The following is a 26,238-nucleotide window of genomic DNA, read 5'->3' as shown; positions in this document are numbered from 1 at the left end:
CGGCTTCGGTTCTCGAAGCGCAGGCTCCCACCTGAAACCTCATCTGCCTTTGACTGGCTCGGTGCCCTGCACCGTACAGGCCGATTCCCAAGCGCCATGGATGGCGCACTACTAAATGACTTTTGATGATCTGAAGCTGGCACCCGCCATCTTGAAAGCCGTGCACGAGCAAGGCTACGACACCCCCACCCCCATCCAGGCCCAGGCGATCCCCGCCGTGCTCGAAGGCCACGACCTCCTCGGCGGCGCCCAGACCGGCACCGGCAAGACGGCCGCCTTCACCCTGCCCATGCTGCACAAGCTGAACGCCGGCACCAGCAGGAAGAACAAGTTCGGCAAGGACGGCATCGCCGCCCTCGTCCTCACGCCGACGCGCGAACTCGCCGCGCAGGTGGAAGAGTCCATCCGCACGTATGGCAAGTACCTGACACTCACCTCCACGGTCATCTTCGGCGGCGTGGGCATGAATCCGCAGATCAGCAGGCTCAAGGCCGGCGTTGACATCCTGGTCGCCACGCCGGGCCGCCTGCTCGACCTGCAGCAGCAAGGCATGCTGGACCTGTCGACTGTCGAAATCCTCGTGCTCGACGAAGCCGACCGCATGCTGGACATGGGCTTCCTGCCCGACGTCAAGAAAATCCTCGCGCTGATGCCCAAGGAAAAGCAGAGCCTGCTCTTCTCCGCCACCTTCAGCGACGAGATCCGCGACCTGGCCAACGGCCTGCTGAAAAATCCGCAGAGCATCCAGGTGACGCCGCGCAACACCACCGTGCAACGCATCACGCAAACGGTGCACCCGGTCGGCCGCAGCAAAAAGAAGGCGCTGCTGGCGCACGTGATCAAGGAACACGACTGGAGCCAGGTGCTGGTATTCACCCGCACAAAGTTCGGCGCCAACAACGTTGCCGAGTTCCTCGAGAAGAACGGCATCACCGCGATGGCGCTGCACGGCAACAAGAGCCAGTCGGCCCGCACCCAGGCCCTGTCCGGCTTCAAGAGCGGCGAAATCCGCGCGCTGGTGGCCACCGACATCGCCGCCCGCGGCATCGACATCGACGAGCTGCCGCACGTCGTCAACTACGAAATCCCGAACGTGCCGGAAGACTACGTGCACCGCATCGGCCGCACTGGCCGCGCGGGCAACGAAGGCGCCGCCGTGAGCTTCGTCTGCCTGGACGAAGAAGGCTGGATGCAGGAGATCGAGCGCTTCACCAAGCAGCGCATCCCCGCCGTCGTGATCCCCGGCTTTGAACCCGAACCCGGCGAAAAGGGCGAACCCATCGCCATGGGCCGCCAGACGATCTGGGGCGGCGCCGGCAAGCCGCCGAGCCGCGACGTGATGATGGCCGCCGCCAAGGCCGCGCGCCAGGAAATGATGCAGCGCATCCGCGACAACAAGGGCGAGCAAGCCGCACGCGGCGGCAACGGCGGCGGTGGCGGTGGCGGTGGCGGTGGCCGCAATGGCGGCGGCGGCAACGGGGCCCGCAACGGCTCCGGTGGCGGCAATGGCAACGGCGCACGCAATGGTTCGGGCGCCGGCAACGGCAATGGCAATGGCGGGCGCAACGGCGGCCGCAACGGCGCACAGCCCCAGGGCCAACGCGCACAGCAGCAAGCCCGCCCGCCGCGGAATACGCAGCCGCAGCAACAGCAGCAACCCATGCAGGGCCAGGACCGCGAGGACCACGACGATGACCGCATGCCGCGCAACATCGATCCGCTGCGCACCAACATGCCCGGGCGCCGCGACATGACCGGCGTGCAGCGCGTGAACGTGGGCGGCCAGCCCGACCCGACCCGCACCAGCATCGACAGCATGGGCGCCGGCCGCCGCGGCGGCGGCAACCGGGGTCGCGGCGGCGGCGGTGGTGGTGGCGGCAACGGCCAACGCGCGCCTTCGCGCTTCGCACGCTGATAGTTCGGGGTTAGGATGCGTCCACCATGGACGCTGCCCTGCCCCGCTCAGTGCTGATCGCCGGGGCCTCGGGCCTCGTCGGCCGTGAAATCCTCCAAGGTTTGCTGGCCGATGACTCCGTTGCCGCGGTCCATTCCCTGGGCCGCCGCGAACTCGATCTCGAGCACCCCAAACTGACCCAGCACCGGGTCGATTTTTCCAAGGCTTTGCCGGCGCTTCCCCGCGTCGGCGAGGCCTTCGTCGCTTTGGGCACCACGATCAAGGTCGCGGGCAGCCAGGAAGCGTTTCGCGCGGTGGATTTCGACGCCGTCGTCGCTGTGGCAAGGGCCGCGAAAGCCGCGGGCGCGACCCGGCTGGGCGTTGTCAGCGCGATGGGCGCGAACAAGCGCTCCAGCATCTTCTACAACCGGGTCAAAGGCGAAACGCAAGACGCCCTGTCGGCGATGGGATTCGAGACGCTGGTGATCGCGCAGCCTTCGTTCCTTGCCGGAGACCGCGAAGCGCTCGGGCAGCCGTTGCGCAGCGGCGAGAAGCTGGCCATGAACATCAGCCGCGTTCTGACGCCCCTGATTCCGAACAACTACAAGTCGATCGCCGCTGCCGACGTGGCGCGCGCCCTGCTGGACGCCGTGCCGAGGCGCACCGGCAGGCATGTCCTGCTTTCGGGACAGATGCGCGGCAAGTGACTTTCATCTTTCTTGCCGGGAGGCCGAAAACGAGACTTTCCCTGCACGTTTTGCCGATGTCGGATTGACATGAAGCGGGCCAGGGACGCCGGCGCCCGCCCAACGGTCGGCTTGCCCACTACCACTAGGGCTTGGGGTGGCGGGTACCCTGCACCCGCAGGTAAAGGAGGAGTACGCCCATAGGGCGACGGGGGACACGGAGGGTGCGGGGTATCCGCCGCGCCAAGCCCGCTCCCCGCACGAACCCACTTGCATTCCAGCCTGCGCGGAATGTCAACGGTTGTCAGCCCGGTACGCTCTTCAACCGCATCTGCCCCGGCAGCGGCACCGACCTTCGCAGCACATCCTCGGCCAGCCACAGCGCCGAACGGCGCGCGCGCTGCGAGACCATGGGCAGCGGCATCTGCACATAGTCGTCGTTGAAGACTTCGAAACTGTAGTCGCCGGCGTAGCCCAGCGCGTCGATGCGCTTGACCAGGTCCACCAGCGGCGCGGTGTGGACGCCCTCCCCGGGGAACACGCGGAAGGTGCGCGCCGTCGCCATCCGCTCTTCGAAGGTACGCGTTTCCTGCCACATGAAGTCGGACAGCTGGACGAGGAATATCTTCTGCGGGTCCAGGTCGTCGATCGCATCCAGCGGCGTCTTCGCGGCCAGGATGTGGAAGGAGTCGATGCCCATCCCCAGGTTCGGGCAATCGGCGCGGCACACCACATCCCAGGCGGTGGTGAACTCATTGACCGTGCGGCCCCAGGACAGGCCTTCGTAGGCGATGCGGATGCCGAAAGGAATCGCCAGCACGGCCAGCTTGCGCAGGTCGCGGGCGATGTGGTCCAGGTCCGGGCTGGCGTGAGTCGACGTCGACGAACAAGCGAGAAGCACCTTGCACTCCAACGCGGCGCACATCTCGAGCATGGTCTTGGCGATGTCGACCTTGTACTGGTGCAGGTGGCCCGACAAGCCTTCGAAGTCACGCAGCACCTGGAAGCCCGTGCCGCGCAGGCCGCTGGCACGCACCACTTTCACCGCCGCCTGCCAGCCTTGCGGGTGGCCGACCAGGTCATTGGCCTTGAGCATCACCTGGCTGAAGCCGGCCTGCTGCATCGCTTCGAGCTTGGCTTCGAGCGGGCCGGCCAGCGTGATGGTGTCCATCCCGAAGCCGAGGATGGCGTGCTGGAGGCTGCGGGTGTCGGTCACGGCGTGGCTCCGGCAGCGTCGCTGTGGACCAGCTCGAACACCACGCTGCCCAGGTAGGTCTTGGTCAGCGCGCCGCGCTTCTCGGTATGCGCGGCCTGCGTCTCCACAAACTCCATGCCCAGCGCCCGCAGCGCATTGACCGCCGCCAAAACATCCGGCACGCCCAGGCCGATGCGTTGCAGGCGCTCACTGTTGTCGTCGGCATCCGGGTTCGGCTCCACCAGCTGCAGCATGAAGCCGGCGCCCGGCGTCAGCGCCGGCGCGCGCAGCAGGCGGCCCGCGGGCATGATGCCGAAGCGCTGCTCGTCGGGGATCAAGACCATGCCGAACAGCTCGCTGTAGAACTGCGTCCAGTCATCGCTGCGCCAGGCACCGATGTATTGCACGACGCCGAAGAAGTGGAGACCGGCCACGGCGGGCGGCTTCGGGTCCACCGCCGGGATGGGGATGAAGTCGACGTCGTAGATCGAGAACTCGCGGTACCGGTCGATGAAATAGATGCGCGTGCCGCCCACGCCATGGATCGCAGGGATGTTCAGCTCCATCGCTTCGGGGTGGGTGGGCACCTCCCACGCGCCGCGCTCCAGCACGTGGCGGTAGGCGGCGCGCGCATCGCGCACGCGCAAAGCCACCGCGCTGATCGCAGGCTGTTCCTGCGCCGACGCCGCGCCGCCCTCGCCGTCCGGTGGGTGCGCGTTGACCACCACGTTCAGGCCGCCCTGCCGGTACAGCAGCACTTCGCGCGAGCGGTGGCGGGCCACGGGCCGAAAGCCCATCATCTCCAGCACCTGGCCCAGGGCTTGCGGCTTCGAAGTCGCGTACTCGACGAACTCGACGCCGTCCAGCCCCAGCGGATTGGCCTCGTCGCTGAAGGAGTCCTGCTGCGGCTCGCGCGCGTGTTCCGGATGAAGGAGCAAGTCGCTCATGGCGAAACCTTTCTGTGGGGCGTGATCAGTATTGCAGTCGTGCGACGGCGCGCAGCGTGTGGGGTGTCGTCGTGGGAAATCCGAAGAATTCGAGATAAGGCGGGATCATCTCGAACAGCATGTCGGTGCCGACCTGCACGCGGCAGCCGCGTGCCTGCGCCGCGGCGAGGAAAGCCGTCATCTCGCTTCGCATGACCACTTCGCCGACGAAGGTGCCTGCGTCAAGGCGCGAAATGTCCACGGGCAAGGGATCGCCAGCGTTCATGCCCAACGGCGTTGCGTTGACCACCAAGTCCATCCCGGCCGGGTCATTGCTGCCGGTGGTGACCTCGATTTCGCGGTAGTGGGTGTGCAGCCGCTGCGCGAGCGACTGCGCGGAGTGCGGGTCCACATCGAACAGCGCGATCGAGGCAACGCTTGAGCTGGCGAGCGAAGCCGCGATGGCTGAGCCGACACCGCCGCAACCCACGACGAGAGCACGAGCGCCTGCCAGTTGCAGGCCCTTGCGCAGCAAGCCGCGCACGAAGCCTTCACCATCGAACATGTCGCCGAGCAACCGCCCGTCGGCGTCGCGCTTCACGGCGTTGCAGGCACCGGCCACCTGGGCCGCCGGGGACACTTCGTCGAGCAGCCCCACGACCGGCACCTTGTGAGGCATCGTGATCAGCGCCCCGCGGATGTTTTCCAGCGCGAACACGCCGCGCAACACGTCCGCGAACGCGTCGGGACGGCAACCCATCGGCACGACCACCGCATTGACCCCGACCGACTCGAAGTACGGGTTGTAGATCATCGGTGCCTTGAACGCGTGCGTCGGATAGCCCAGGTGGGCGATCAGCTCCGTGTTGCCGTCGATCAGCATTTGCGCGCCAGTCCTTCGAGGGCGAGGACATAGCCGTCCACGCCGAAGCCGATCACGATCCCCGCCGCAGCGGGCGACACATACGAGTGATGCCTGAACGATTCGCGCGCATGCACGTTCGAGATGTGGCATTCGATGACGGGCAATCCGTCCACGCCCTTGATCGCGTCGTGCAACGCGACCGAGGTGTGGGTGAAGGCGCCGGGGTTGAAGACGCAGCCGTGGGCTGCGCCTTCCTTGTACAGCCGCCCGTACTCGTGGATCTTGTCGATCAGCGCGCCCTCCCAGTTGCTCTGGAAGCACTCGACCTCGAAGCCCAGGCGCTCTCCGGCGGCGCGGCACATCCCCTCCACGTCCTGCAGCGTCGCCGTGCCGTACTGCGATGGCTCGCGGGTGCCCAAAAGGTTCAGGTTGGGCCCGTTCAAGACCAGGACTTTTTTCATACCGCCGCCGCGCCTTGCGTTTACTTGCGGACCTTGTCCAGTTCGGCCATCACGGCCTTCACGGTCGCATCGCCGACGCTCGCGGAGTGCTTGGCGATCACCGGGGCCATCTTCTCGCGCAGCTTGGCCACCTCGGCCGGCGGCAGCTCGGTGACCTGCATGCCGTTCTTCTTCAGGTTGTCCAGGATGCCGGCGGCGGCGGAGCGGGATTGCTCACGCTGGTACTTCGCGGACTCCGTCGCGGCGTCCTGCACGATCTTCTTCTCGTCGGCCGACAGCGAATCCCAGAACTTCTTGCTGATCACCACCGACTGCGGGTTGTACTGGTGGTTGGTGATGGCCAGGTGCTTCTGCACCTCATAGAATTTGGCGCCGTTGATGGTGGCGTAGGGATTCTCCTGCCCGTCCACGGCCTTTTGCTCCAGGGCCGCGTACAACTCCGGGAAAGGCATGGGCGTCGGGTTGGCGCCCAGCGCCGACACCCAGTCGACGTTGATGGGGTTGGGAATGACGCGCAGCTTCAGGCCGGCGATGTCTTCCACCTTGGTGATCGGCCGCTTGCTGTTGGTGATCTGGCGAAAACCCAGCTCGTAGTAGGCGAGGCCGTGCATCCCCTTTTCTTCCAGCTTGGCGTGCAGCGACTTGCCGAACGGCCCGTCCACCACCGCATCCGCTTCCTTCGGGTTGCCGAAGAGGAAGGGGAAGTCGTAGATGGCGAAGTCCTTCACCACGTTGGCGAAGATGCCCGAGTTCATCGAAGCCATCTCCAGCGTGCCGCCCTGCAGGGCCGACACGTTGGCCTGGTCGCTGCCCAGCGCGCCGCCCGGGAAAACGTTGACCTTCATCTTGCCGCCGGACTTGGCCTCCACGATCTCGGCGAACTTCTCCATGCCCAGGATGATGGGATGGCCCTTGGCGTTCTGGTTGGCAAACTTGATGGTCTTGGTCTGCGCATACGCACCGCCGAAGGCAGCGAGGGCGACGGCGGCGACCAGGGTCTTGATGAACATTCTCTTCATGGCTTGTCTCCAGGGGGTTGGGATCGAACTCAATAGAACCAGCGCGCTGGCACCATCACCAGCTGCGGGAATAGCACCATCAGGAACATCACGGTGAACTGGGCCAGCATGAAGGGCCAGACACCCTTCGTGACTTCGTCCATGCTGATCTTGCCGACGCCCGCCACCGTGCTCAGGATGGTGCCGACCGGCGGCGTGATGAGGCCGATGGAGTTGTTGATCATGAACAGCACGCCGAAGTACACCGGGTCGATGCCGGCGGCACGGATGATCGGCATGAACACGGGCGTGAGAATCAGGATGGTGGGCGTCATGTCCATGGCCGTGCCCACGAGCATGGTGATCACCATGATGGCCAGCAGCAGCAGCGTCGGCTGGTCCAGCAGCGGCTTGAGCAGCGTCACCAGTTCGGCCGGCAGGTTGGCCACCGTGATCATCCAGGCCGACACCATGGCCGCCGCCACCAGGAACATGATCACGGCCGTGGTTTGCGCCGCCGCCAGGAACAGGCCGTATAGCTGCGAGAACTTGAGTTCGCGGTACACGGCCATCGACACCACGAGCGCGTAGACGGCCGCGACCACGGCCGCCTCGGTGGGCGTGAACACGCCCATCTTCAGGCCCACGATCACGATCAGCGGCAGGCCCAGCGCGAACGTCGCGTCCTTGAGCGCGCTCAGCACGTCGGCACGGCTCGCGCGCGGTGCTGGTTCCGTCTTTTCCTTGCGCACGAGGAACCACCAGGTGACCCACAGCGCCGCGCCCAGCATGATGCCGGGGAAGATGCCCGCGATGAACAGCTTGGTGATGGACACGTTGGCCGCGACGCCGAACACGACGAAACCGATGCTGGGCGGAATGATCGGGCCCATCACGGCGGCCGATGCCAGCAGGCCGGCCGAGCTGGCCCGGTTGTAGCCCGCGCGCGTCATCATCGGCAGCAGCAGGGCCGCGAGCGCGGCGGCGTCGGCCACGGCCGATCCCGACAACGCCGACATGAGTGCCGCCGCGATGATTGCCACGTAGCCCAGCCCGCCCTTGACATGGCCGACCAGTGTCATCGCGAGGTGAACGATGCGCCGCGACAGCCCGCCGGTGTTCATGATCTCGCCGGCCAGCATGAAGAACGGTACGGCCAGCAGCGGGAAGCTGTTGGCGCCTTCGATGACGTTCTGCGCAAGAATCTGCGCATCGAACATGTTCATGTGCCACATGAGCGCGGCGCCGCATGCGAGCAGTGCGAAGGCGATGGGCAAGCCCAACGCCATGGTGCCCAACAGCGAGCCCAGGAAGACGACGATGGTCATGGTGCGGGCACTCCGTGTGCGGCGGCCTTGCCGGGCACCACATCTTCTTCCGACTCGACGACGCCGATCAGTTCGTCTTCGGCAAGCTGACCGGACACCAGTTTCCAGAAATCGTGCGCGACGATCAGCGCGGCCAGCACGGCGAACACGACGCCGCTGGCGTAGAGCCAGGCCATCGACGCCTCCATCACCGCGCTCGACGTCCCGTAGTTGATGACCGTCTGCTGCCAACCGCCCCGGGCCATCACCACGCACAGGCCAATCATGATCAGGTGCGCCGTGCCCAGGCAGATCTTCTTGCCCGCCACCGGCAGGCGCGACACGAGGCTGTCGGTGCCCAAGTGCCCGTGGTTGCGCAGCGCGACGACCGCGCCGAGAAACGTCATCCAGACGAACAGCCAGCGCGACAGCTCTTCCGACACCGTGATGCCGGAGTTAAAGCCGTAGCGCAGTACAACGTTGCCGAACACCATCACAACCATGGCCGCGAGGAACGCGACCATGAGGACGGAAAACAGCCGGCACAGCAGGTCGATCGCTTTCTGGATCATGGGTGGGGTCTCCTGCTTCGCATTTTGTACGAACTGGTTAGTTCTCAAATTAGGGATAACCCGGACCAGAGCCAGGGGCACCGCGGAACCGGCTTTGCCGGGCCGCTGGTGTCGCCCCCTTGAGGGGTAGGCGCCGAAGGCGCTTCGGGGGTGGGTCAGCGCTTCACGAAGCGCGCAATCATCTCGACGACGTTGTCGCGGCGGTGGGCGACGTACGCGGCCGACTGCATGTCGAGCTTGAAGATCAGCCCGAAGGTGTGCCGATTCGAAACGTTGAAGAAACTCAGCGCCGAGATCGACGCGTGAATATCCACCGGGTCGAGCCCCGCGCGGAACACGCCGCGCTTGACGCCGCGCTGGTACAGGTTGCGAATCGCCGCGATGGCGGGCACGTTCAGTTCCTGGATGCGTGCGCTCTGCGCCAGGTACTGCCCCCGGTTGATGTTCTCGGACATCACGAGGCGGATGTAGCTCTCGTGGTTGAGGTGGTGATCGAAGGTGAAGGCCACCAGCCGGCGCAGCGCCTGCTCGGGCTCCAGGTCCTGCAGGTGCAACTCGGCCTCGATGTCGCGGACGCGCCGGTACGCCTCCTCCAGCACGGCGAGGTACAAGCCCTCCTTGCTGCCGAAGTAGTAGTAGATCATCCGCTTGCTGGTCTTCGTCGCGGCCGCGATCTCGTCGATGCGCGCGCCGGCGAGCCCCTTTTCGCCGAACTCGACCTCCGCCACCTGCAGGATATTGGCCTGCGTGCGCTCGGGATCGTTGGTGCGCGTCGGCTCGCGTTTGCCCGCCGCGGGCACGCTCTTCATGGGTGGTTTCGCGGCGCGGCGATGTACCAGTTCGTTCATTTTGGCAGTATAGACGGCGGCGCCGGAGCGATACTGCGGTCATGAAATACGTCACGCTTCCCTGCGGTGAAACGGTGCCCGCGCTCGGCCAGGGCACCTGGCACATTGGCGACGCCCTGGCCGGACGCCGAACAGAAGTCGACTGCCTGCGCCGAGGCATCGACTTGGGCCTTACGCTGATCGACACGGCCGAAATGTACGGCGACGGCCGTTCCGAGACGCTGGTCGGCGAAGCCATCGCGGGCCGGCGCACCGATGTCTTCATCGTCAGCAAGGTCTATCCACACAACGCGTCGCGGCGTGCGATGCCGACGTCCTGCGAGAACAGCCTGAAGCGCTTGCGCATCGAAACCATCGACCTGTACCTCTTGCACTGGGCGGGCGGCGTGCCTCTGGCGGAAACGGTGGAGGCTTTCGAGGCGCTGCAGCGTGCGGGCAAGATTCGCCACTGGGGCGTGAGCAACCTGGACCTGGCGGCGATGGAAGAACTGCACGGCGTGCCCGGCGGCGGCGCCGTGCAGACCGACCAGGTGCTCTACAACCTCGGCCGGCGAGGCATCGAGTGGGACTTGTTGCCGTGGCTGCGCGAGCGGCGCACCCCGGTGATGGCGTACTCGCCGCTTGAAGAAGGCAGGCTGGTTCGAGACCGCGGGTTGGCGGCGTTCGCGAAGCGGCACGGGATGACGCCGGCGCAAGCCGCCATCGGGTGGCTTCTTGCACAAGACGGCGTGGTGGCGATTCCCAAGACCGGCAGCAGCGAGCGGCTGGAGCAGAACGCCCATACAGTCGAACACCCGCTCACGGCCGAACAACTGAAAGAACTCGACACGCTGTTCCCGCCGCCCGACGGTTCGACGCCGCTTGAAATGCTATGACGGAATTCGAAGCGGAAGCGATCCTCAGGCCAGTTCGCACTCCCGCGCCACGTGCGCGGCCAGATCCGCCATCACGCCGGCATCGAAAGGCGAACGCAGCCCCGCCGACTTGAAGATGTCGAGTACCCCGCGCGTGCCGCCGATGCGGCACAGCTCGATGTAGGTCTCCATCGCGGCCGCCGGGTCCTTCGCGTCCATGACCGCGAGCTGCATCGCACCCGTCTCGGCGATGGCGTAGTCGATGTAGTAGAACGGCAGGCGGAAGATGTGCAACTGCGCATACCAGCGCGCGGCGCGATGTTGTTCGATGCCGCTGAAGTCGAGGCCGGGAATGTAGGTTTCCCAGATGCGGTCCCACTGCGCGTCGCGCTCGTCGGCCGAGGCTGCGGGGTTTTCGTACACCCAGTGCTGGAACTCATCCACGACGCAGCAATAGGTGATCAGTTCCACCGCGCCGGTCCAGCGCTTCTTGCGGAAGCGCCGCGCGTGCTCGGCGTCGGCGAAGAACGCGTCGATGTGCCTGAGGGACAGGAACTCCATGCCCATCGAATGGATCTCGGCGGCTTCCGCCGTGGGCCACTGCAGCTCGACCAGCTCGATGGCCTGCGACTCCCAGGCCTGGAAGGCGTGGCCCATTTCGTGGGTGAGCGTGCGCACGTCGTCGGCCTGGCCGGTCGAATTGCAGAAGATCGCCACCTGCCCCTCGTCGGGAAAGGAAGTGCAGAAGGCGCCGCCGCGCTTGCCCTTGCGGTTTTCCAGGTCGATCAGGTGGTTGGCGCGCATGTGCTCGAAGTGCTTGGCCAGCCGCGGCGACAGCTTGGAGAACACGTTCTGCGCCGCATCCAGCTGCCCTTCCACCGGCACGGCGCCGAGGGGGATGCCCAAGGATTGGTGATACGAAGCGTCCCACGGCTTGAGCACCGCGTCACCCAGTTCACGCGCCTGCCGCGCCATCAGCTTGCGGCGCAGCGGCACGAAGTGCTCGCGCACGCCCCGGCGAAACTCAGCCGCTTGCGCCGGCCCGTAGTCGGTGCGGCTCATGCCGGCGTAGCCCAGCGTCACGAAGTTGGCGTGACCCAGGTTGCGCCCCATCTGGTCGCGCAGCGCGACCATCTTCGAAAAAATTCCCGCGAGCGTTTCACGGTTCTGCACGAACCACTCGCGGTAGGCGATGTAGGCCTCGCGCCGCACCGCCGCCTGGTCCGACCCGTTGGCGATGCCCACCGCCTTGGTCAGCGTCATGGCTTCGCCGCCGACGGTGACTTCGCCGGATGCAACGGCCTTGTCGTACTGCATGGCCAGCTCGCCCAACTGGATACGCAGATCCGAATTCACCGGGTCCACCGTCTGCAGTCCGGCCGCCATGCGGTCCAGGAAATAACTGCCGTACTGGGCGGCAATGGCCGGCCGGTGGCGCGTACCGCCCAGCGCGGGAAGGAACTGCGCGTCGCCCTCTTCTCGAACGGGCAGGATCTTCTCGCGCAGGTAGCGGTCTTGCGTCTCGAGTTCCGGATCCAGGCAGTTCTTGCTGAAGGCGTAGTTCAGGCGTGCGTGCTCGCCTTCGGAGTAGGCGCGCAAGGCATTCCAGCGCGAAATGGCTTCGAGCCACGGCGCTGCGTCGGCGGCCGCTTCGGCCGCGGGCAGGGTTTCAATGAGGGTGCCGAACTCGGCCTGGAGGAACTCAGGCGTGATGAACTCCGGCCGCTGGGCATAGTGCTTGTATCGGGTCATCGCGCGATTCAACTTGAATCGCGTCCCGAATGCAAGGCCCCGGCCCCCGTCTGCGGGAGCGGCGCCAACTCAGGCGGCGGCGGCCTTCAGGCGGGAAGCCGGAACATTCAGGCGCGGCAGCTTCTTGCGATTGGACAACACCTGTTCGATGTCCTGATGGGCGCCATCGATGAGCACGAGGATGGCCTTCTCGGCCTTCGCCGGCTCCCGTGCGATGACCGCTTCCATCACCGCGCGGTGCAGCGGCAGCGAGAGCTTGGGGCCGTCTTTGCGGCTGGTGGAGATCTCGAAACTCGTGCGCAGCAGCGCGCTCAACGCCTTGCCCATCTGCACCATCATGCGGTTGTGGCAGGCGCGCAGCAGCCCCTGGTGGAACAGCAGGTCGTTGGTGACGTAGTCGCCGCCCTCTTCCACCGCATGGCGCATGCCTTCGAAAGCCGATGCGATGTCGGCCAGGTCTTGCGCGGTGGCGCGCTCGGCGGCCATGCGCACCGCCGCCGGCTCGACGACGCGGCGCAGCTCCTGCAGGTCGCGCAGGAATTCGCGGGTCAGGCCCGCCTTGGATTTCCAGAGGATCACGTCCGGATCGAACCAGTTCCACTGGTCTTCCGGCAGCACGCGCGTGCCGACCTTGGGGCCGGTGGACACCAAGCCCTTGGCCACGAGCGACTTGACCGATTCGCGGATCACGGTTCGGCTCACGCCCAGCTCTTCGCACAACCTCGGCTCCGGCGGAATCGATGCGCCCGTCGAATAGCGCCCGGCCACGATCGCCTCGCCGAGGTGATCGACGGTGTTGCCGTGAACGTTCTTCATCGTGGCCATGCAGGGTACTTTTCAGTTCAGGCGCTTGCCGTCCGCAGTGGAGAACAGGTGGGCGCTCTCGCCTTTGATCTGGAGGTAGACGGTTTGCCCGGGCTCGGCCTGCGTGCGGCCGTGGATCACGGCGATGATCTGCACGTCGCCGACTTCGACGAGCAACTCGGTCTCGGCACCGGTCGGCTCCACCACGATCACCGTGGCCGCCACGCCTTCGCCCGAGGCCGCGGGGACGATGTCGCTCGGCCGCACACCGTAGTGCACCTTCTGGCCGTCGGAACCATCGCCATGCGCCGGGGCCGGCCAGCGCTGGCCCAACGCCTCTACCCAGGCCTGGCCGCCTTCGCGGCGCAGCACGCCCTCGACGACGTTCATGGCCGGCGAGCCGATGAACTGCGCGACGAACAGGTTGCCCGGGCGGTCGTACAGGTCCAGGGGCGTCCCGATCTGTTCCACGATGCCGTCGTGCATCACCACGATTCTGTCGGCCATCGTCATGGCTTCGATCTGGTCGTGCGTCACGTACACCGTGGTCGTCTTCAGGCGCTGGTGCAGCGCCTTGATCTCGGCGCGCATCGCCACGCGCAGCTTGGCGTCCAGATTCGACAGCGGCTCGTCGAACAGGAACACCTTGGGGTCGCGCACGATGGCCCGGCCCATGGCCACGCGCTGGCGCTGGCCGCCCGACAGTTCACGCGGATAGCGCTCGAGCAGCGTATCGAGATTCAGGATGCGCGCCGCGTTCTGCACGCGCTCCTCAATCAGCTTCGGGTCGGCCTTGCGCAGCTTCAGCGAGAACCCCAGGTTGTCGCGCACCGTCATATGCGGATAGAGCGCGTAGCTCTGGAACACCATCGCGATGTCGCGATCCTTGGAGTCGAGGTCGTTGACGACCTTGCCGTCGATCGCGATCTCGCCGGCGCCGATCTCCTCCAGCCCCGCCAGCATGCGCAGCAGCGTGGATTTGCCGCAGCCCGAAGGGCCCACCAGCACCACGAACTCGCCGTCGGCGATATCGAAGCTGATGCCGTGGATGATCTTGAATTTGCCGAAGCTTTTTTCGACGGCGCTGAATGAAACTGATGCCATATCCGTGCTTTATCGTGGGGCAGCCGTGGAACCGGCTTTGCCGGGCCACTGGCTGCGCCCCCTTGAGGGGGAGGCGCCGAAGGCGCTTCGGGGGTGGTTCATGACTTTACGGCGCCGGCGGTGAGCCCGCCGACCATGTAGCGCTTGAAGGCGTAATAGATCGCGGCCGGAGGCAGCGCGTAGACGAACCCGGTGGCCATCAGCAGTTCCCACGGCGAATCGTCGGCGGCCAGGAAGTTGCCCAGCGCAACGGCGAGCGTCAGGTCGGTCTCGTTGGACAGCAGCAGGAAGGCATAGAGGTATTCGTTCCAGGCCAGCAGCAGCGCGTAGGTGCCGACGGCGACCATGGAGGGCACCATCAACGGCAGGTAGACCAGGTAAAAAAGCTGCATGGGCGTGGCGCCGTCCATGCGCGCCGCTTCGTCCAGCTCGAAGGGCAGCTTGTCCGACGCCTGCTTCAACACCCAGATGCAATACGGTGAGGCGATGGTGACCATCGCCAGCACGAGGGACCAGCGGTTGTTCAGCAGGCCGTAGTTGGCCATGGTCTTGTACATCGGCACGGCCAGGAACGCTGCCGGGATGAAGTACGTGAACAGCGCCATGTTCATCACCGTGCGGCCGCCCCTCACCTTGAGCCGGCTGATGGCAAAGGCCGCCGTGGTGGCGACCACCAGCGTGATCAGGCCCACGGCGATGGCGATCATCAGCGAGTTGCCCAGCTGCTGCCAGAAATGCCCCAGGTAGAAGTGCTTCTGGTTGAAGACGACGTCGAAGTTCTGCAGCGTCGGGTTCTTGGGCCACAAGCGCCCCGATGTCGCCGAGTCCCGCTCCGAGATCGCGAACAGGAACATGTGATAGACCGGGATGATGGTCCACAGGAACACCGGGATGCCGATGAGCAGCAGCTTGGCTTCGGTGGTGACGGTCTTGAGCGTGAACTTCATTTCGAGAGTCGCTTCATCATGAAGTACACCAGCGGCAGGACCAGCGGCAGCGCGACGACGATCGACGCCATCGCAACGTCCACCTGGTCCAGCCGCAAGTAGCGGATGCCCAGCGTTGCCAGCACGTGCGTGAGGTCGGCCGGCCCGCCGCCTGTCAGGAGGTACACGCTGTTGAAATCGCCCAGGGTCCAGATGGCCGAAAGGATGGTGGACGTCACGTACAGCGTGCGCATCGACGGCCAGGTGATGAAGCGGAACTTCTGCCAGCTGCTCGCACCGTCCACCGACGCGGCCTCGTACTGCTCACCCGGGATCGCCAGCCGGCCGGCGATCAGGATCAGCGTCCAGAACGGCAGCGACTTCCAGATGTGCATCAGCATTGAGAAAGTTAACGCCAGCGTCGGGTCGTTCAGCCAGTTGGGGCCGTCCAGGCCCGTCAGGCGGAAGATGGTTGTGTTGATCACGCCCCACTCGGGGTTGAGCATGAACCGCACGGAAAGAATGGTGGGGATCGACGGCACGGCCCATGGCAGGATGAACAGCGCCGACAGCGCTTTGATCCACCACCGTGCCTGGATGAAGAAGCCCGACAGCAGCAGGGCCACCATCATCTTGACGTTGATGGCCACCAGCAGGAAAACGAACGTATTGACCGCGCTTCGAAAGAAGATGGGGTCGTCGAACAGCTTGGTGTAGCTGGCCGGGTGCCGCGCCAGCCAGAGGCCATAGCACACCGGGTACAGCACGAACACCGCGAAGACGAGCAGGTAGGGCACGACCAGCATGCGGCCCCACCACTCGTACTGGGACAGCGCCCGCCGCGGCCGGGCCGCGGCGGGCATCGAAGCGACGGTAGCTTGGGTCAATTCGACGCAACCGCCTTGATACGCGCGATCATCTCGTCAACGGCCTTGTCGACCGGCACCTTCTCGGAAAGCACGCGGTTGGCGGCCTTGGCCCAGACGTTCTCGTTGTTGAGCACCGTGAACTTGTAGTTCTTGGTGAACTCGAACGGCGTGGTCCCGTTCATGAACTGGTTGTACACGGCCAGGCGGTGCGGATCGCTCTTCCAGAAGGCGCTTTGCTGCGCGGCCTTGGTCACGGGGAACCAGCGGCCCAGCGAGCCTTCGACGTACGGCGTGAGGTTGGCCTCATCCAGCATGAAAGCCACGAACTTCTTGGCGCCTTCCTTGTCCTTGGCGTCCTTGAAGATCACGCCGGTTTTCACAGCCGCGCGGTAGACCATCTTGGTGCCGTCCGGCTTGTTCGGGAAACCCGCCGTGGCGATGAGCTCCGTGTAGTTCTTCTTGGCCGTCGCGCGCTGCGCCTCGGTCAGCGTGCTGTTGTTCATGTCGTCCAGCCACTTGGCCGCGATGGAGATCGTGGCGTTGTGCGTGAGCACCGTGGTCTTGTTGTGGAAGGCGACGTTGTTGTCCGGGTCCTTCCAGTTGGTGGAGGACGGCGGCGTGCAGCCCTTCGCGTAGATCTGCGTGTAGTCGGTCAGCGTGTTGATCAGGCCCGTGCGCACGGCCGGGTCGTCGACCAGCAGCTTGCCGGAGTCGCTGACCAGCTTCACGTTGTGGGCGTCCATGAAGGTCAGGAACGAGTAGAACGAGTCGCTCGAGTCGACGCCCAGCGGCTGGCCGATGCCGAACGAGCGCAGGCCGCTCTTCGCCCGGTAGCCGGCCTGCACCTTGTCGCACCAGAAGCTCCAGTAGCCCTTCCAGTCCTTCGGAATGTCGGCTTCCTTGAAGCCCGCGTCGGCCAGCATGTCCTTCCAGTACTGGATGTGCATGGTCTGCTGCTTGATCGGGTACGCGTAGTAGGCGCGCGTGCCGGTCGTGTTATTGAGCAGGAACGTGGTGGACAGCGCCGAAGGCTCGAACTTGGAGCGGATCGGGTCGATGATGCTGGACACGTCCTCCAACTTGCCGTCGTAGGCCCACTTGGCCGTGACCTGGAAGTCGAACACGTCGCCGTAGGTTACGTCGGGCACGTTGCCCGCGTCGAGCGCGGCCACCGCCTTCGGGATCATCTCCTGCGGCGCATAGAGCGACAGATCGATCTTGTACTTCGGGTTCTTGGCTTCGAACTTCTTGATGGCGGCGTAGAGCGCGTCGTCTTCCGCCTTGTAGAAGCCTTTTTGCCACCACACGGTCAGCTTCTGCTGCGCGGCCGCCTGACCCGTGCAGAGCAAGCCGCCAGCCGCGGCCATGGCGATACAGAGTGTCCTGATTTTCATTCGCTGTCTCCTCAACATGGATTCCGAAAGGGGCCCGCGACCGTTGGCATCGCGAGGTGGATATCATATGATGTAAGACAACTTAACTTCTTCAGGGGAAAACCCGAATCCCCGGCATCGTCATGCCGGACTTTGATCCGGCATCCACGGTGGCGCGCTACGGCCCTTTCAGGGCAGCGGAGTGAACTTCAGCTCGCTGAGCGGCACGACCTTGTCCTCACGCGTCATCTTGAATTCGGTGTTCGGGCCCAGCCACTTGTTCCAGATCTGGTTGATCTCGCCGGCCTTGTCCATCTCCACCAATGTGGTGTTGATCTTCGCCAGCAGTGCCGGCTCGTCCTTCTTCATGCCAACGCCGATCGGCTGGAAAGCCATCGGCTCCGCGATCATCTTGAGCTCGACACCGGAAGCCTTCGACTGGTTCACGAGTTTGGTGATGGTCATGGTGTTGGCCACCATCCCCAGCGCCTTGTTCTGCTGCACCGCCATGTAGGCGGAGCCGGTGTCCTGGAACGTCACGGGCTCGGAGCCGTTGAGCTTGATCGAGAGTTCGGACGTCGACCCCTTGGTGGAAGCGAGCCGCTTGCCCTTGAAATCGGCCTTGCCGGTGCCGGGATCGCTCGCCTTCACGGCCAGCATTTCCTTGGCCAGGTAGTACGGGTCGCTGAACTGGATCTGCTCGGCGCGGCCCAGCGTGTAGGCCAGGTTGGCCACCGTGATGTCGACGCGGCCCATCTTCACTTCGGGCACACGCGCTTCGACCGACAGTGGCGTGACGGTGGCCTTGACGCCCATGCGCTTGGCGATGGCCATGCACAGGTCGACGTCGAAGCCCACCATCTCGCGCGTCTTGGGATCGGGCGCCGCGAACGGCGGCACGTCGGCGAAGGTTCCACAGCGCAACTCCTTGCGCTGCTGGATGTCCCCCAGCTGGTCGGCCAGCGCGGCGGATGACAAAGCGCCGAGGCCGATGGCTGCGGCGGCGAGGCGAACGGTGTATGTGCGGACAGACATGGCTGGCTCCTAGGGTTGAGTTGCGGGATGCGGTTGACGTCAATGCGAGCGCAGGTCCGATAGGAAGCGCTGCGCGCGCGGATGCTGGGGATTGCCGAAAAACGCTTCGGGCTCGGCCGATTCGAGGATGGAGCCCGCGTCCATGAACCAGACGCGGTCGGCCACCTCGCGCGCGAAACCCATCTCGTGGGTCACGCACATCATGGTCATGCCATCGGCCGCGAGGCTTCGCATCACGGCCAGCACCTCGCCCACCATCTCGGGGTCGAGCGCGCTGGTCGGCTCGTCGAACAGCATGGCCGGCGGCTCCATCGCCAAGGCCCGCGCGATGGCGACACGCTGCTGCTGGCCGCCGGACAGCTGCGCCGGGAAAGAATGTGCCTTCGCGGCCAGGCCCACGCGTTCGAGCAGCTGCATCGCCTTCTCGCGCGCCTCGGTTCGCTTGGCGCCGCGCACGTGCACCGGCGACAACAGCACGTTGTCCAGGGCCGAGAGGTGGGGAAACAGGTTGAAGCTCTGGAACACGAAGCCGATCCGGCTGCGCAGGCGGTTCAGCTGAGCGCTGCTCATCGGCGCGTGCACGCTCTGGCCGTCGAACATCAGCTCACCGGACTTGATCTCCTCGAGCCGGTTCACGGTGCGGATCAGCGTCGACTTGCCCGAACCCGAAGGCCCGCAGACCACCACCACTTCGCCCTTCTTGACCTCGGCGTTGATGTTGGTGAGCGCCTGGTAGTCGCCATACCACTTGTTGACGTTGGAGAAAGCGATCATGTTGGATGACTCCGGTTGGCCCATGTCACGGCTCCGCCGCCAGCGGAGCCAGGACCGGAGCTTGTGCCTTCGCCGCGCCGCGCGTTCCGGCGCGCTTGGCTTCGATGCGCCGCTCCAGGGCGGTGGCCGCGCGGGTCAGCGACCAGCAGACGACGTAGTAGATGACCGCAAGGATGAAGAACACCTCGAACGGCTTGGTCAGGAGCTGGTTGTTGATCTGGTTGGCCGCGAACGTGAGTTCGGGCACGTTGATCACATAGCCCAGCGTCGTTTCCTTGATGGTCGAGACGAACTGGCTGAGCATGCTGGGCAGCATGTTGAAGAGTGCCTGCGGCAGGATCACCAGGCGCATGGCACCCAGGTGGCTGTGGCCCAGCGACCGCGCCGCTTCCATCTGGCCCTTGGGCAATGCCTCGATACCGGCGCGCACCACTTCCGACAAGTAGGCACCCTCGTAGATCACCAGTGTGACCAACATGGTGACGAAGCCGGACACGTTGTGTCCGATCACGAGCGGCACCAGGAAGTAGACCCAGAGGATCACCATCAGCAGCGGCACGCCACGCACCACGTACACCAGGCCCGTAGCCGGCCAGTTCAGCAGGCGCCAAGGCGACAGCCGGGCCAGCGCGAGGAGCACGCTCAGCGGAAACGCGAGCGCGATGCCGAGCACCGACAGGATCAACGTGCAGGCGATGCCGCCCAGGGGGCCGTTGGGGTACTGGCCGATCAGGATCAGCAGCCAGTTGTCGCGAAGGATTTCGTAGACGGATGTCATCGCGCTACCTCGCCCCCGGGATTCGCGTGCGCCGCGCCAGTGAGGCGCCCGCCACCATGATCAGCAGCGAGAACCCCAGATACACGATGGTTGCGATCAGGTAGGCCTCGAACGCGCGGAAGCTGAGGTTCTCGACTTCCTTCACCGCATGCGTCAACTCGGCGACGCCGATGGCCATCGCCAGGCTGCTGTTCTTGAACAGCGAGACGCTGTGGTTAACGAGGGCAGGCAAGGCGTTGCGCACCGCCTGCGGCATCAGCACATGGCGCATCGCGCTCACGTAGCTGTGGCCCAGCGCGCGCGCCGCTTCGGCCTGGCCCGCAGGGATGGAGCGCAATCCCGAGCGCAAGTCCTCGCTGAAATACGCCGCCTGGCACAGGCCCAGGCCGATCACTGCGAACACCGCTTCGCCGTTGTGCTCACTGAGCCAGCCCTGCACGGCAGCGGGCATCAGGCTGGAGATACCGAAGTACCACAGCATCAATTGCACCAGCGTCGGCACGTTCTGGTGGTAGGAGATATAGGCCTTGACGACACGCTCGGCGATCTGGCTCGGGGTGAGCCGCACGACCAGCAGGATCACCGCGAGGGTCATCCCCAACAGCCATGAACACAGCGCGATCACCATCGTCATCTGCACGCCGTGCCAGAGCATCCTGCCGAACTCCGGGTTCAGCAGGATCGCCATGACATCGAAGCCCTTCATGCGCTCTCCGGACGCGTGGTTTGCAGGCCGCCGGGGACTTGCATGGTCGGCGTGATCTCGATGTGGCCGATGTTCACCGCCACCGGCGCGGCGATCGCGAAGGCGATGGCGTTGGCGATGTCTTCGGCCTGGGGCAGCTCGAAGCCCTTGACGAAGCGCTCGTAGGTTTCCGCGGAGTCGCCATGCACATGGGCAAAGATATCGGTCGCTACCCGGCCGGGGCAGATCTCGGTCACACGGACGCGCTTGCCGAAAGCGTCGATGCGCAGCTGCCGCGACAACATGCTCACTGCGGCCTTGGTGGCGTGGTAGGTCGAGTTGCCGCCGAAGTTGTAGGCGCCGGCGATGGAGCTGATGTTGACGACATGGCCGCGGTCGCGTTGCACCATCCCCGGCACCACCAGGCGGCACAGGTGCAGGACGGCCCGCAGGTTCACATCGATCAAGAGGTCGATGTCTTGCGCATCGGCCTGCAGGAAGGGCTTGGGCCGGTCGACGCCCGCGTTGTTGACCAGCACGTCGAACTCGACTTCGCCGGTGAGCCGGGTGATGCCGGCGAGGTCGCTCACGTCCATGGCATGAGGAACGCAGCCGGTGCGCTGGGCCAGCGCCTCCAGTGCCTGGGCGCCGCGCGCCAGGGCGTGCACCTGAAGTCCTTCCTTGCACAGCCGCTCGACGACGGCCGCGCCGATGCCGGACGAGGCACCTGTCACGAGGGCGGTCTTGTAGTCAGTGAAGGGCATGGCTTTCCTTTACGCTTTGTGTCAATTTATCGATCGTGGGGCTCTTGCGCCAAGACGGATTGGGTGTGGTGCGATAAGCCGCCCTTATGTCACGGCCAGCTGGTGGGAAATGGGGACGATCCTGCCGCCGCCGGCTTCGACTTCGCGCCGTACGGACCGCGCCAGCTCGACTGCCCCCGGCGTGTCGCCGTGAACCAGGATCGAGCGCGGGTGCATCGCCAGAGTCCGGCCGCTTTGGGTGACGATGCTCCCATGCGCAAGAAGGTGGCGCACCCGCTCCAGCACCGCGGCCTCGTCGTGGATCACCGCGCCGGGCAGTTTGCGCGGCACCAGCAGGCCTTCGTCGTCATAGGCCCGGTCGGCCAGGAAAGCGGTGGCGACGCGCAAACCGCATTCGGCCGCCGCCGTCTCGATGGCCCGGCTGCTCGAGGAACTGATGATGAGGCTGGGGTCGAACTGGGCGACCGCGCGCACCAGCGGACCCGCGAGGGCGGCGTCCGCGGCGGCGAGGTTGCCCAGCGCGCCGTGGAAGCTCATGTGTGTCATGCGATGCCCTACGGCCCGTGCGATTCCCGCAAGCGCGCCCAACTGGTAGGTGACCATGGCGGCGAGTTCCGCAGTCTCGATCTGCATGACACGGCGCCCGAACCCCTGGCGGTCCGGAAAGCCCACGTGCGCGCCAACATCGACGCCGCGCGCCAGCGCGAGTCGCGCCGTCCGCTCCATGATGACCGGGTCGCCGGCATGAAAGCCGCAGGCCACGTTGGCGGACGAAAGGATGTCGAGCAGTGCCTCATCCTCGCCCATGCGCCAGGCGCCGTAGCCTTCGCCCAGATCGGCATTGAGGTCGATGTCCATGATCAAGTGTTCTCCTCATACGGCCGCAATTCAATCAGCGGCGTCCCGTAGCCCACGGCCGTGCCCGGCGCGACCAGCGTCGCCAGGGCCGTGCCGTCGTGCGGAGCAGCGACGGGCAGCAGCAGCGCGCCGATCTGCAGCAAACCCACCGCCTGACCGGCGCGCACACGTGTGCCCGGACTCGCCAGGGGTTCGGCGCGCTGCGGATGTCCGTCCAGGAAAACACCGACCGACTCGGCCTTCACGACGGTGAGCGGCCCGGCCAACTCCTCAGCACCATCGGAGGCAACTTCGATCCGGTTGCCGTTGCGCCGCAAGCATAGGCGCTCTCCCGGCCCTTGCAGCTCCAGCATGTCGATGTCGGTGGCCTCCAGCCAGGCCGACAGTTGGCGCACGTCGTCTATGCGCATGGTCAGCTCCTCGCCCGCTGGTCGCGGTACAAGTCCACCAGGCGGCGTGCCTCGTGCAGCCATTCCTGGGTCTGGTCGAGCGCGGTGATCGCGTCGTCCCACGTGGTCTCGACGAAGCGGATGCTGCTGCCGATCGGCGCCTGACCCAGCCGCCACAGGTCGGCCTCGATCACCGTGCCGATCTTGGGATAGCCGCCCGACGGCTGCGCGTCGCACATCTGGATGATGGGCTGGCCACTGGCCGGCACCTGGATGACGCCGGGCACGATGCCGTGCGAACGCGTCTCGATGTGCGCAATGGGCTCCAGCGGTGTGCCGGCGAGCCGATAGCCATACCGGTCGCTTTGCGCCGTGATCTTCCAGCCTTCCGACCAGAAAGCCGCATGCGAAGCTTCCGTGTAGTTGCCGTACTCGGCCGCGGGCAACACGCGTACCGCGGTCACGCCGTCGGCCTGCAATGGCAGGTCCAGCGCCGGCGGCCGCAGGCCGAATCCGGTGATGCGTTGGCCGGCGCCCGGTGCCATGGCGCGCAGGGTGTCTCCACGGCGCAGGGGCCGCCCGTCCAGGCCGCCGAAAGCGCCGCGCAGCTGCGTGCTGCGAGAGCCCAGCACTTTCGGCACGTCGATGCCCCCGGCCAGGCATAGGTAGGCGCGGCTGGCGCGCCACGGCCCATCCTGGCGCGGCACACCCAGCTGCAACACGTGGCCGGCCTTGGCTTCGTGGCTCCACCACGGCAGCATCGGCGCATCGTCCAGGCGGGCCATACAGTCGGCGCCCGTGACCGCGAACGCGCAGTCGGCGGTAAAACGAATCTGGAACGGAAAGACCGGCACCTCGACCCCCGCTGCGCCTTCCTCATTGCCCAGCAGCAGGTTGCCGGCCGCAAGTGCCAGCGGGTCCATCGCGCCCGAACTGCCCACGCCCCAGCGCAAAGCGCCCGTGCGGCCCAGGTCCTGCACAGTGGCCAGCGCGCCGGCGGAAAGGACTTCGATCATCGGATCACCTTTTCGGCGCGAAAGCGGATGCTGTCGCCGGGCTGCATCAGCGCAGGCGGGTCCTGCGCCGGATCGAAGAAGTGCATCGCCGTGCTGCCGATGGTGTTCCAGCCACTGGGCCCCGCAGACGCTGAAACGCCGGTCTGTACGCCACCGATCGATACCGCGCCGCCCGGGATGCTGACCACGGGCACCTTGCGCCGGGGTGTGGCGATGCGCGGGTCCATGCCGCCCAGGTAGCAATAGCCGGGATGGCTGCCAAGCGCGTAGACCGGATAGAGGGGCGTGCAATGACGCTCGACGATCTCGTCCACGCTGAGCCCCGTGTGGGCGACCACATCGGCCATGTGCGGCCCGGCATCGCCGCCGTACACCACGGGCAATTCGACGATGCGGCCATCCAGCGGCAGCGGCCGGGCCGCGTCCCACGCGGCATGCAGCCGCATCTGGAGTTCATCGAGCCGGTGCGGTGGTCGCCCAAAACTCAGCATCAGGTTGTTCATGCCGGGAACGGCCTCGCGAACTTCGGGCCAGGCCCGCGCCTCGCGGGCCAGCATCCAGATGCGCTGCTGCACGGACAGCTCCATCTCGCCGGGGGCCTCGAACAACAAGGCGCTGGTGCCCAGCAGGCTGATGGTCGCAATGTCCCGCTTCATGCGGCGCTCCGTTGCTGCAGCCAGCGCTCGAGGTGATGGATGTCGACGCCGCCCGCGGAGAAGCCCACGTCCCGCACGATCTGCCGGTGCAGCGCGAGGTTGGTGGCGATGCCGCCGACGCGCATCTCGTCCAGCGCCGCGCGCATGCGCAGCAGCGCGTCGTCGCGCGTCGCTCCGTGCACGATCAGCTTGGCGATCATCGAGTCGTAGTACGGCGGCACGCGGTAGCCGGTGCCGGCATGGCTGTCCACGCGAACGCCGTAGCCGCCGGGCAGCACCCACTCGCCGATGAGCCCCGGCGACGGTGCGAAGGTGTCCGGGTCCTCGGCATTGATCCGGCATTCGAGGGCGTGGCCGCGGCAGCCGATGTCGGCCTGCGTGAGGGCCAGCCGCTCACCGCGCGCCACGCGCAGCTGCTGCTGCACGATGTCGATGTTCGCCGTCAATTCGGTGACCGGGTGCTCCACCTGCAGCCGCGTGTTCATCTCGATGAAATAGAACGCGCCGTTCTCGTAGAGGAACTCGAAGGTTCCGACGCCGCAGTAGCCGATCTGCCGGCAGGCATGCGCGCAGCGTTCGCCGACGGCGGCGATCACAGCCGCGTCGATGCCCGGCGCCGGCGCCTCTTCCAGCACCTTCTGATGGCGGCGCTGCAGCGAGCAGTCGCGGCTGCCCAGCCACAGCGCATTGCCGTGGCTATCGGCCAGCACCTGGATCTCGACGTGGCGCGGGTGCAGCAGAAATTTCTCGATGTAGACCTCGGGGTTGCCGAAGGCGCGGCGGGCTTCTTCGCGCGTCAGCGACAACGCGTCCAGCAGTTCGGCCTCGCCCTGCACAACTCGCATACCTCGGCCGCCGCCGCCACCCGCCGCCTTGACGATCACCGGATAGCCGATGTCCCGCGCCACGGCGCGTACGGCGTCGGGGTCATCGGGCAGCGCGGTGTCGGGCCCGGGCACACAAGGCACGCCGGCCGCCCGCATGGCGTGTTTGGCTGCAACCTTGTCGCCCATGGTCCGGATGCAGGCGGCGCTCGGCCCTACGAAGGTCAGCCCGGCCTGCTCCACCCGCTCGGCGAAGCCCGCGTTCTCCGACAGGAACCCGTAGCCGGGGTGGATCGCCTGGGCACCACTCACCTGCGCGGCGAACAGGATCGCCGCCTGGTTCAGGTAGCTGCGCCCCGGCGCTGCAGGCCCGATGCACAAGGCCTGGTCGGCCTGGCGCACATAGACCGCGTCTCGATCCGCTTCGGAATGGACGGCGACCGTGCGCAGACCCAGCCCTTTGCAGGCGCGCTGGATGCGCAACGCGATTTCACCGCGATTGGCGATCAGGACGGTGTCGAACATGGCGGGCATGAGCGGCCTCAGGCAAAGCGCACCAGCGGCTGGCCGGCTTCCACTTCCTGGCCGGAGGCGACGAGCACCGCGTCGACAGTCGCGTCATGCTCCGCCCGGACTTCGTTGAAGACCTTCATGGCCTCGATCACGCACAGCGTCTGGCCCGCCTTCACGGCCAGTCCCGGCGCCACAAAAGGTGGCTCGCCGGGCGTAGGCTGCAGGTGGACGACGCCATAGAGCGGCGCGCGAACCAAGTTTTCTCCAGGGCGAACGGCGTCTTCACGTGGCGCCGCAGCGATGGTGGTCGCCGGCCTCGCACGGGCCGCAGCGACGCGTGGCGCAGCCACTTGCGTGCCGCCCGTCCCCCGCGCCAGGCGCAGCGTCCAGCCGTCCTGGCTGAACTCCATCTCGGCGACGTCCGATGAGGCCATCGCGTCGATGAATGCCTTGATCTGCTGCAGCTCCATATGCCCGCAACAGTAGCGGCGCGGGCGCCGGTGCGCCAAGAC

28 protein-coding genes are annotated in these 26,238 nt (G+C 66.0%); 3 read left to right on the top strand and 25 right to left on the bottom strand.

Translation table 11 applies throughout. From position 1 onward, the window contains the following. The first annotated feature begins 115 nt into the window (after positions 1 to 115). Both EEB15_RS22445 and EEB15_RS22440 read left to right on the top strand, forming a co-directional pair. The gene (locus tag EEB15_RS22445) at positions 116 to 1,915 is read left to right on the top strand and encodes a DEAD/DEAH box helicase (RefSeq protein ID WP_141512172.1); all 1,800 of its coding nucleotides are present in this window, start codon (positions 116 to 118) and stop codon (positions 1,913 to 1,915) included. Positions 1,916 to 1,941: 26 nt separating this feature from the next. Continuing rightward, positions 1,942 to 2,601 carry an NAD(P)H-binding protein gene (locus EEB15_RS22440; RefSeq protein ID WP_141512171.1) on the top strand — a complete coding sequence of 220 codons (660 nt, stop codon included), beginning with the start codon at positions 1,942 to 1,944 and terminating at the stop codon, positions 2,599 to 2,601. A 283-nt stretch (positions 2,602 to 2,884) separates the two neighbouring features. Here the strand turns inward: EEB15_RS22440 and EEB15_RS22435 are convergent, their stop codons facing one another. The 8 genes from EEB15_RS22435 to EEB15_RS22400 all read right to left on the bottom strand — a co-directional run bounded on the left by EEB15_RS22435 (position 2,885) and on the right by EEB15_RS22400 (position 9,752). Next, entirely contained in the window at positions 2,885 to 3,751 is an 867-nt protein-coding gene (locus EEB15_RS22435) for a sugar phosphate isomerase/epimerase (protein ID WP_141512237.1), read from the bottom strand. Between the two features lie 41 nt (positions 3,752 to 3,792). Continuing rightward, the gene (locus tag EEB15_RS22430) at positions 3,793 to 4,722 is read right to left on the bottom strand and encodes a VOC family protein (RefSeq protein WP_141512170.1); all 930 of its coding nucleotides are present in this window, start codon (positions 4,720 to 4,722) and stop codon (positions 3,793 to 3,795) included. Positions 4,723 to 4,747: 25 nt separating this feature from the next. Beyond that, the gene (locus tag EEB15_RS22425) at positions 4,748 to 5,581 is read right to left on the bottom strand and encodes a shikimate dehydrogenase (protein WP_141512236.1); all 834 of its coding nucleotides are present in this window, start codon (positions 5,579 to 5,581) and stop codon (positions 4,748 to 4,750) included. Then, the gene (gene aroQ, locus EEB15_RS22420; protein WP_141512169.1) at positions 5,578 to 6,027 is read right to left on the bottom strand and encodes a type II 3-dehydroquinate dehydratase; all 450 of its coding nucleotides are present in this window, start codon (positions 6,025 to 6,027) and stop codon (positions 5,578 to 5,580) included. Before aroQ ends, EEB15_RS22425 begins: the two co-directional genes overlap by 4 nt. Positions 6,028 to 6,047: 20 nt before the next feature. Continuing rightward, positions 6,048 to 7,046 carry a TRAP transporter substrate-binding protein gene (locus EEB15_RS22415; protein WP_141512168.1) on the bottom strand — a complete coding sequence of 333 codons (999 nt, stop codon included), beginning with the start codon at positions 7,044 to 7,046 and terminating at the stop codon, positions 6,048 to 6,050. A gap of 29 nt (positions 7,047 to 7,075) precedes the next feature. Then, positions 7,076 to 8,353 (bottom strand): TRAP transporter large permease, encoded by a 1,278-nt coding sequence (locus EEB15_RS22410; protein WP_141512167.1) that lies wholly within the window; start codon positions 8,351 to 8,353, stop codon positions 7,076 to 7,078. After that, positions 8,350 to 8,904, bottom strand: a complete 555-nt coding sequence (locus tag EEB15_RS22405; protein ID WP_141512166.1) for a TRAP transporter small permease — start codon at positions 8,902 to 8,904, stop codon at positions 8,350 to 8,352. Before EEB15_RS22405 ends, EEB15_RS22410 begins: the two co-directional genes overlap by 4 nt. A gap of 155 nt (positions 8,905 to 9,059) precedes the next feature. Continuing rightward, the gene (locus EEB15_RS22400) at positions 9,060 to 9,752 is read right to left on the bottom strand and encodes a TetR/AcrR family transcriptional regulator (RefSeq protein ID WP_141512165.1); all 693 of its coding nucleotides are present in this window, start codon (positions 9,750 to 9,752) and stop codon (positions 9,060 to 9,062) included. A gap of 41 nt (positions 9,753 to 9,793) precedes the next feature. On the opposite strand from EEB15_RS22400, the gene EEB15_RS22395 reads away from it, so the two are divergent. Then, a complete protein-coding gene (locus EEB15_RS22395; protein ID WP_141512164.1) occupies positions 9,794 to 10,627 on the top strand; it encodes an aldo/keto reductase in 834 nt (277 codons plus the stop codon). 24 nt (positions 10,628 to 10,651) lie between these two features. Here the strand turns inward: EEB15_RS22395 and EEB15_RS22390 are convergent, their stop codons facing one another. The 17 genes from EEB15_RS22390 to EEB15_RS22310 all read right to left on the bottom strand — a co-directional run bounded on the left by EEB15_RS22390 (position 10,652) and on the right by EEB15_RS22310 (position 26,196). Next, complete coding sequence (locus EEB15_RS22390; RefSeq protein ID WP_141512163.1) at positions 10,652 to 12,358, bottom strand: M3 family oligoendopeptidase; 1,707 nt, start codon at positions 12,356 to 12,358, stop codon at positions 10,652 to 10,654. Between the two features lie 69 nt (positions 12,359 to 12,427). Then, positions 12,428 to 13,183, bottom strand: a complete 756-nt coding sequence (locus EEB15_RS22385; protein ID WP_141512162.1) for a FadR/GntR family transcriptional regulator — start codon at positions 13,181 to 13,183, stop codon at positions 12,428 to 12,430. Positions 13,184 to 13,195: 12 nt separating this feature from the next. Further along, positions 13,196 to 14,266: an ABC transporter ATP-binding protein gene (locus EEB15_RS22380; protein WP_141512161.1), complete on the bottom strand. Its 1,071-nt coding sequence runs from the start codon at positions 14,264 to 14,266 to the stop codon at positions 13,196 to 13,198. Positions 14,267 to 14,364: 98 nt separating this feature from the next. Continuing rightward, complete coding sequence (locus tag EEB15_RS22375; RefSeq protein WP_141512160.1) at positions 14,365 to 15,213, bottom strand: carbohydrate ABC transporter permease; 849 nt, start codon at positions 15,211 to 15,213, stop codon at positions 14,365 to 14,367. Beyond that, complete coding sequence (locus tag EEB15_RS22370; RefSeq protein ID WP_141512235.1) at positions 15,210 to 16,055, bottom strand: carbohydrate ABC transporter permease; 846 nt, start codon at positions 16,053 to 16,055, stop codon at positions 15,210 to 15,212. Before EEB15_RS22370 ends, EEB15_RS22375 begins: the two co-directional genes overlap by 4 nt. A gap of 20 nt (positions 16,056 to 16,075) precedes the next feature. Further along, entirely contained in the window at positions 16,076 to 17,455 is a 1,380-nt protein-coding gene (locus EEB15_RS22365; RefSeq protein ID WP_141512159.1) for an ABC transporter substrate-binding protein, read from the bottom strand. A 168-nt stretch (positions 17,456 to 17,623) separates the two neighbouring features. Continuing rightward, positions 17,624 to 18,469 (bottom strand): ABC transporter substrate-binding protein, encoded by an 846-nt coding sequence (locus tag EEB15_RS22360; RefSeq protein WP_141512158.1) that lies wholly within the window; start codon positions 18,467 to 18,469, stop codon positions 17,624 to 17,626. Positions 18,470 to 18,508: 39 nt separating this feature from the next. Further along, positions 18,509 to 19,243: an amino acid ABC transporter ATP-binding protein gene (locus EEB15_RS22355; protein ID WP_141512157.1), complete on the bottom strand. Its 735-nt coding sequence runs from the start codon at positions 19,241 to 19,243 to the stop codon at positions 18,509 to 18,511. 25 nt (positions 19,244 to 19,268) lie between these two features. Beyond that, on the bottom strand, positions 19,269 to 20,021 hold the full coding sequence (locus EEB15_RS22350) for an amino acid ABC transporter permease (RefSeq protein ID WP_141512156.1): 753 nt from the start codon (positions 20,019 to 20,021) through the stop codon (positions 19,269 to 19,271). Between the two features lie 4 nt (positions 20,022 to 20,025). After that, on the bottom strand, positions 20,026 to 20,727 hold the full coding sequence (locus EEB15_RS22345; protein ID WP_141512155.1) for an amino acid ABC transporter permease: 702 nt from the start codon (positions 20,725 to 20,727) through the stop codon (positions 20,026 to 20,028). Then, entirely contained in the window at positions 20,724 to 21,470 is a 747-nt protein-coding gene (locus EEB15_RS22340; RefSeq protein ID WP_141512154.1) for an SDR family oxidoreductase, read from the bottom strand. Before EEB15_RS22340 ends, EEB15_RS22345 begins: the two co-directional genes overlap by 4 nt. A gap of 84 nt (positions 21,471 to 21,554) precedes the next feature. Then, positions 21,555 to 22,328 carry a LamB/YcsF family protein gene (locus EEB15_RS22335; RefSeq protein ID WP_141512153.1) on the bottom strand — a complete coding sequence of 258 codons (774 nt, stop codon included), beginning with the start codon at positions 22,326 to 22,328 and terminating at the stop codon, positions 21,555 to 21,557. A gap of 2 nt (positions 22,329 to 22,330) precedes the next feature. Further along, positions 22,331 to 22,738 (bottom strand): acetyl-CoA carboxylase, encoded by a 408-nt coding sequence (locus EEB15_RS22330; protein ID WP_141512152.1) that lies wholly within the window; start codon positions 22,736 to 22,738, stop codon positions 22,331 to 22,333. A 2-nt stretch (positions 22,739 to 22,740) separates the two neighbouring features. Then, entirely contained in the window at positions 22,741 to 23,733 is a 993-nt protein-coding gene (locus tag EEB15_RS22325; protein ID WP_141512151.1) for a biotin-dependent carboxyltransferase family protein, read from the bottom strand. After that, the gene (gene pxpB / locus EEB15_RS22320) at positions 23,730 to 24,389 is read right to left on the bottom strand and encodes a 5-oxoprolinase subunit PxpB (protein WP_141512150.1); all 660 of its coding nucleotides are present in this window, start codon (positions 24,387 to 24,389) and stop codon (positions 23,730 to 23,732) included. The genes EEB15_RS22325 and pxpB overlap by 4 nt, the downstream gene beginning before the upstream one ends. Next, positions 24,386 to 25,738 carry an acetyl-CoA carboxylase biotin carboxylase subunit gene (accC, locus tag EEB15_RS22315; RefSeq protein WP_141512234.1) on the bottom strand — a complete coding sequence of 451 codons (1,353 nt, stop codon included), beginning with the start codon at positions 25,736 to 25,738 and terminating at the stop codon, positions 24,386 to 24,388. Before accC ends, pxpB begins: the two co-directional genes overlap by 4 nt. A 17-nt stretch (positions 25,739 to 25,755) precedes the next feature. Then, on the bottom strand, positions 25,756 to 26,196 hold the full coding sequence (locus tag EEB15_RS22310) for an acetyl-CoA carboxylase biotin carboxyl carrier protein subunit (RefSeq protein WP_141512149.1): 441 nt from the start codon (positions 26,194 to 26,196) through the stop codon (positions 25,756 to 25,758). Positions 26,197 to 26,238 lie beyond the last annotated feature (42 nt).

This window comes from Ramlibacter sp. WS9 (assembly GCF_003797765.1).
Taxonomy (GTDB): Bacteria; Pseudomonadota; Gammaproteobacteria; order Burkholderiales; family Burkholderiaceae_C; genus Ramlibacter.
The sequence above is the reverse complement of the archived record's forward strand: the minus strand, read 5'-3'. Positions and strand labels throughout refer to the sequence as shown.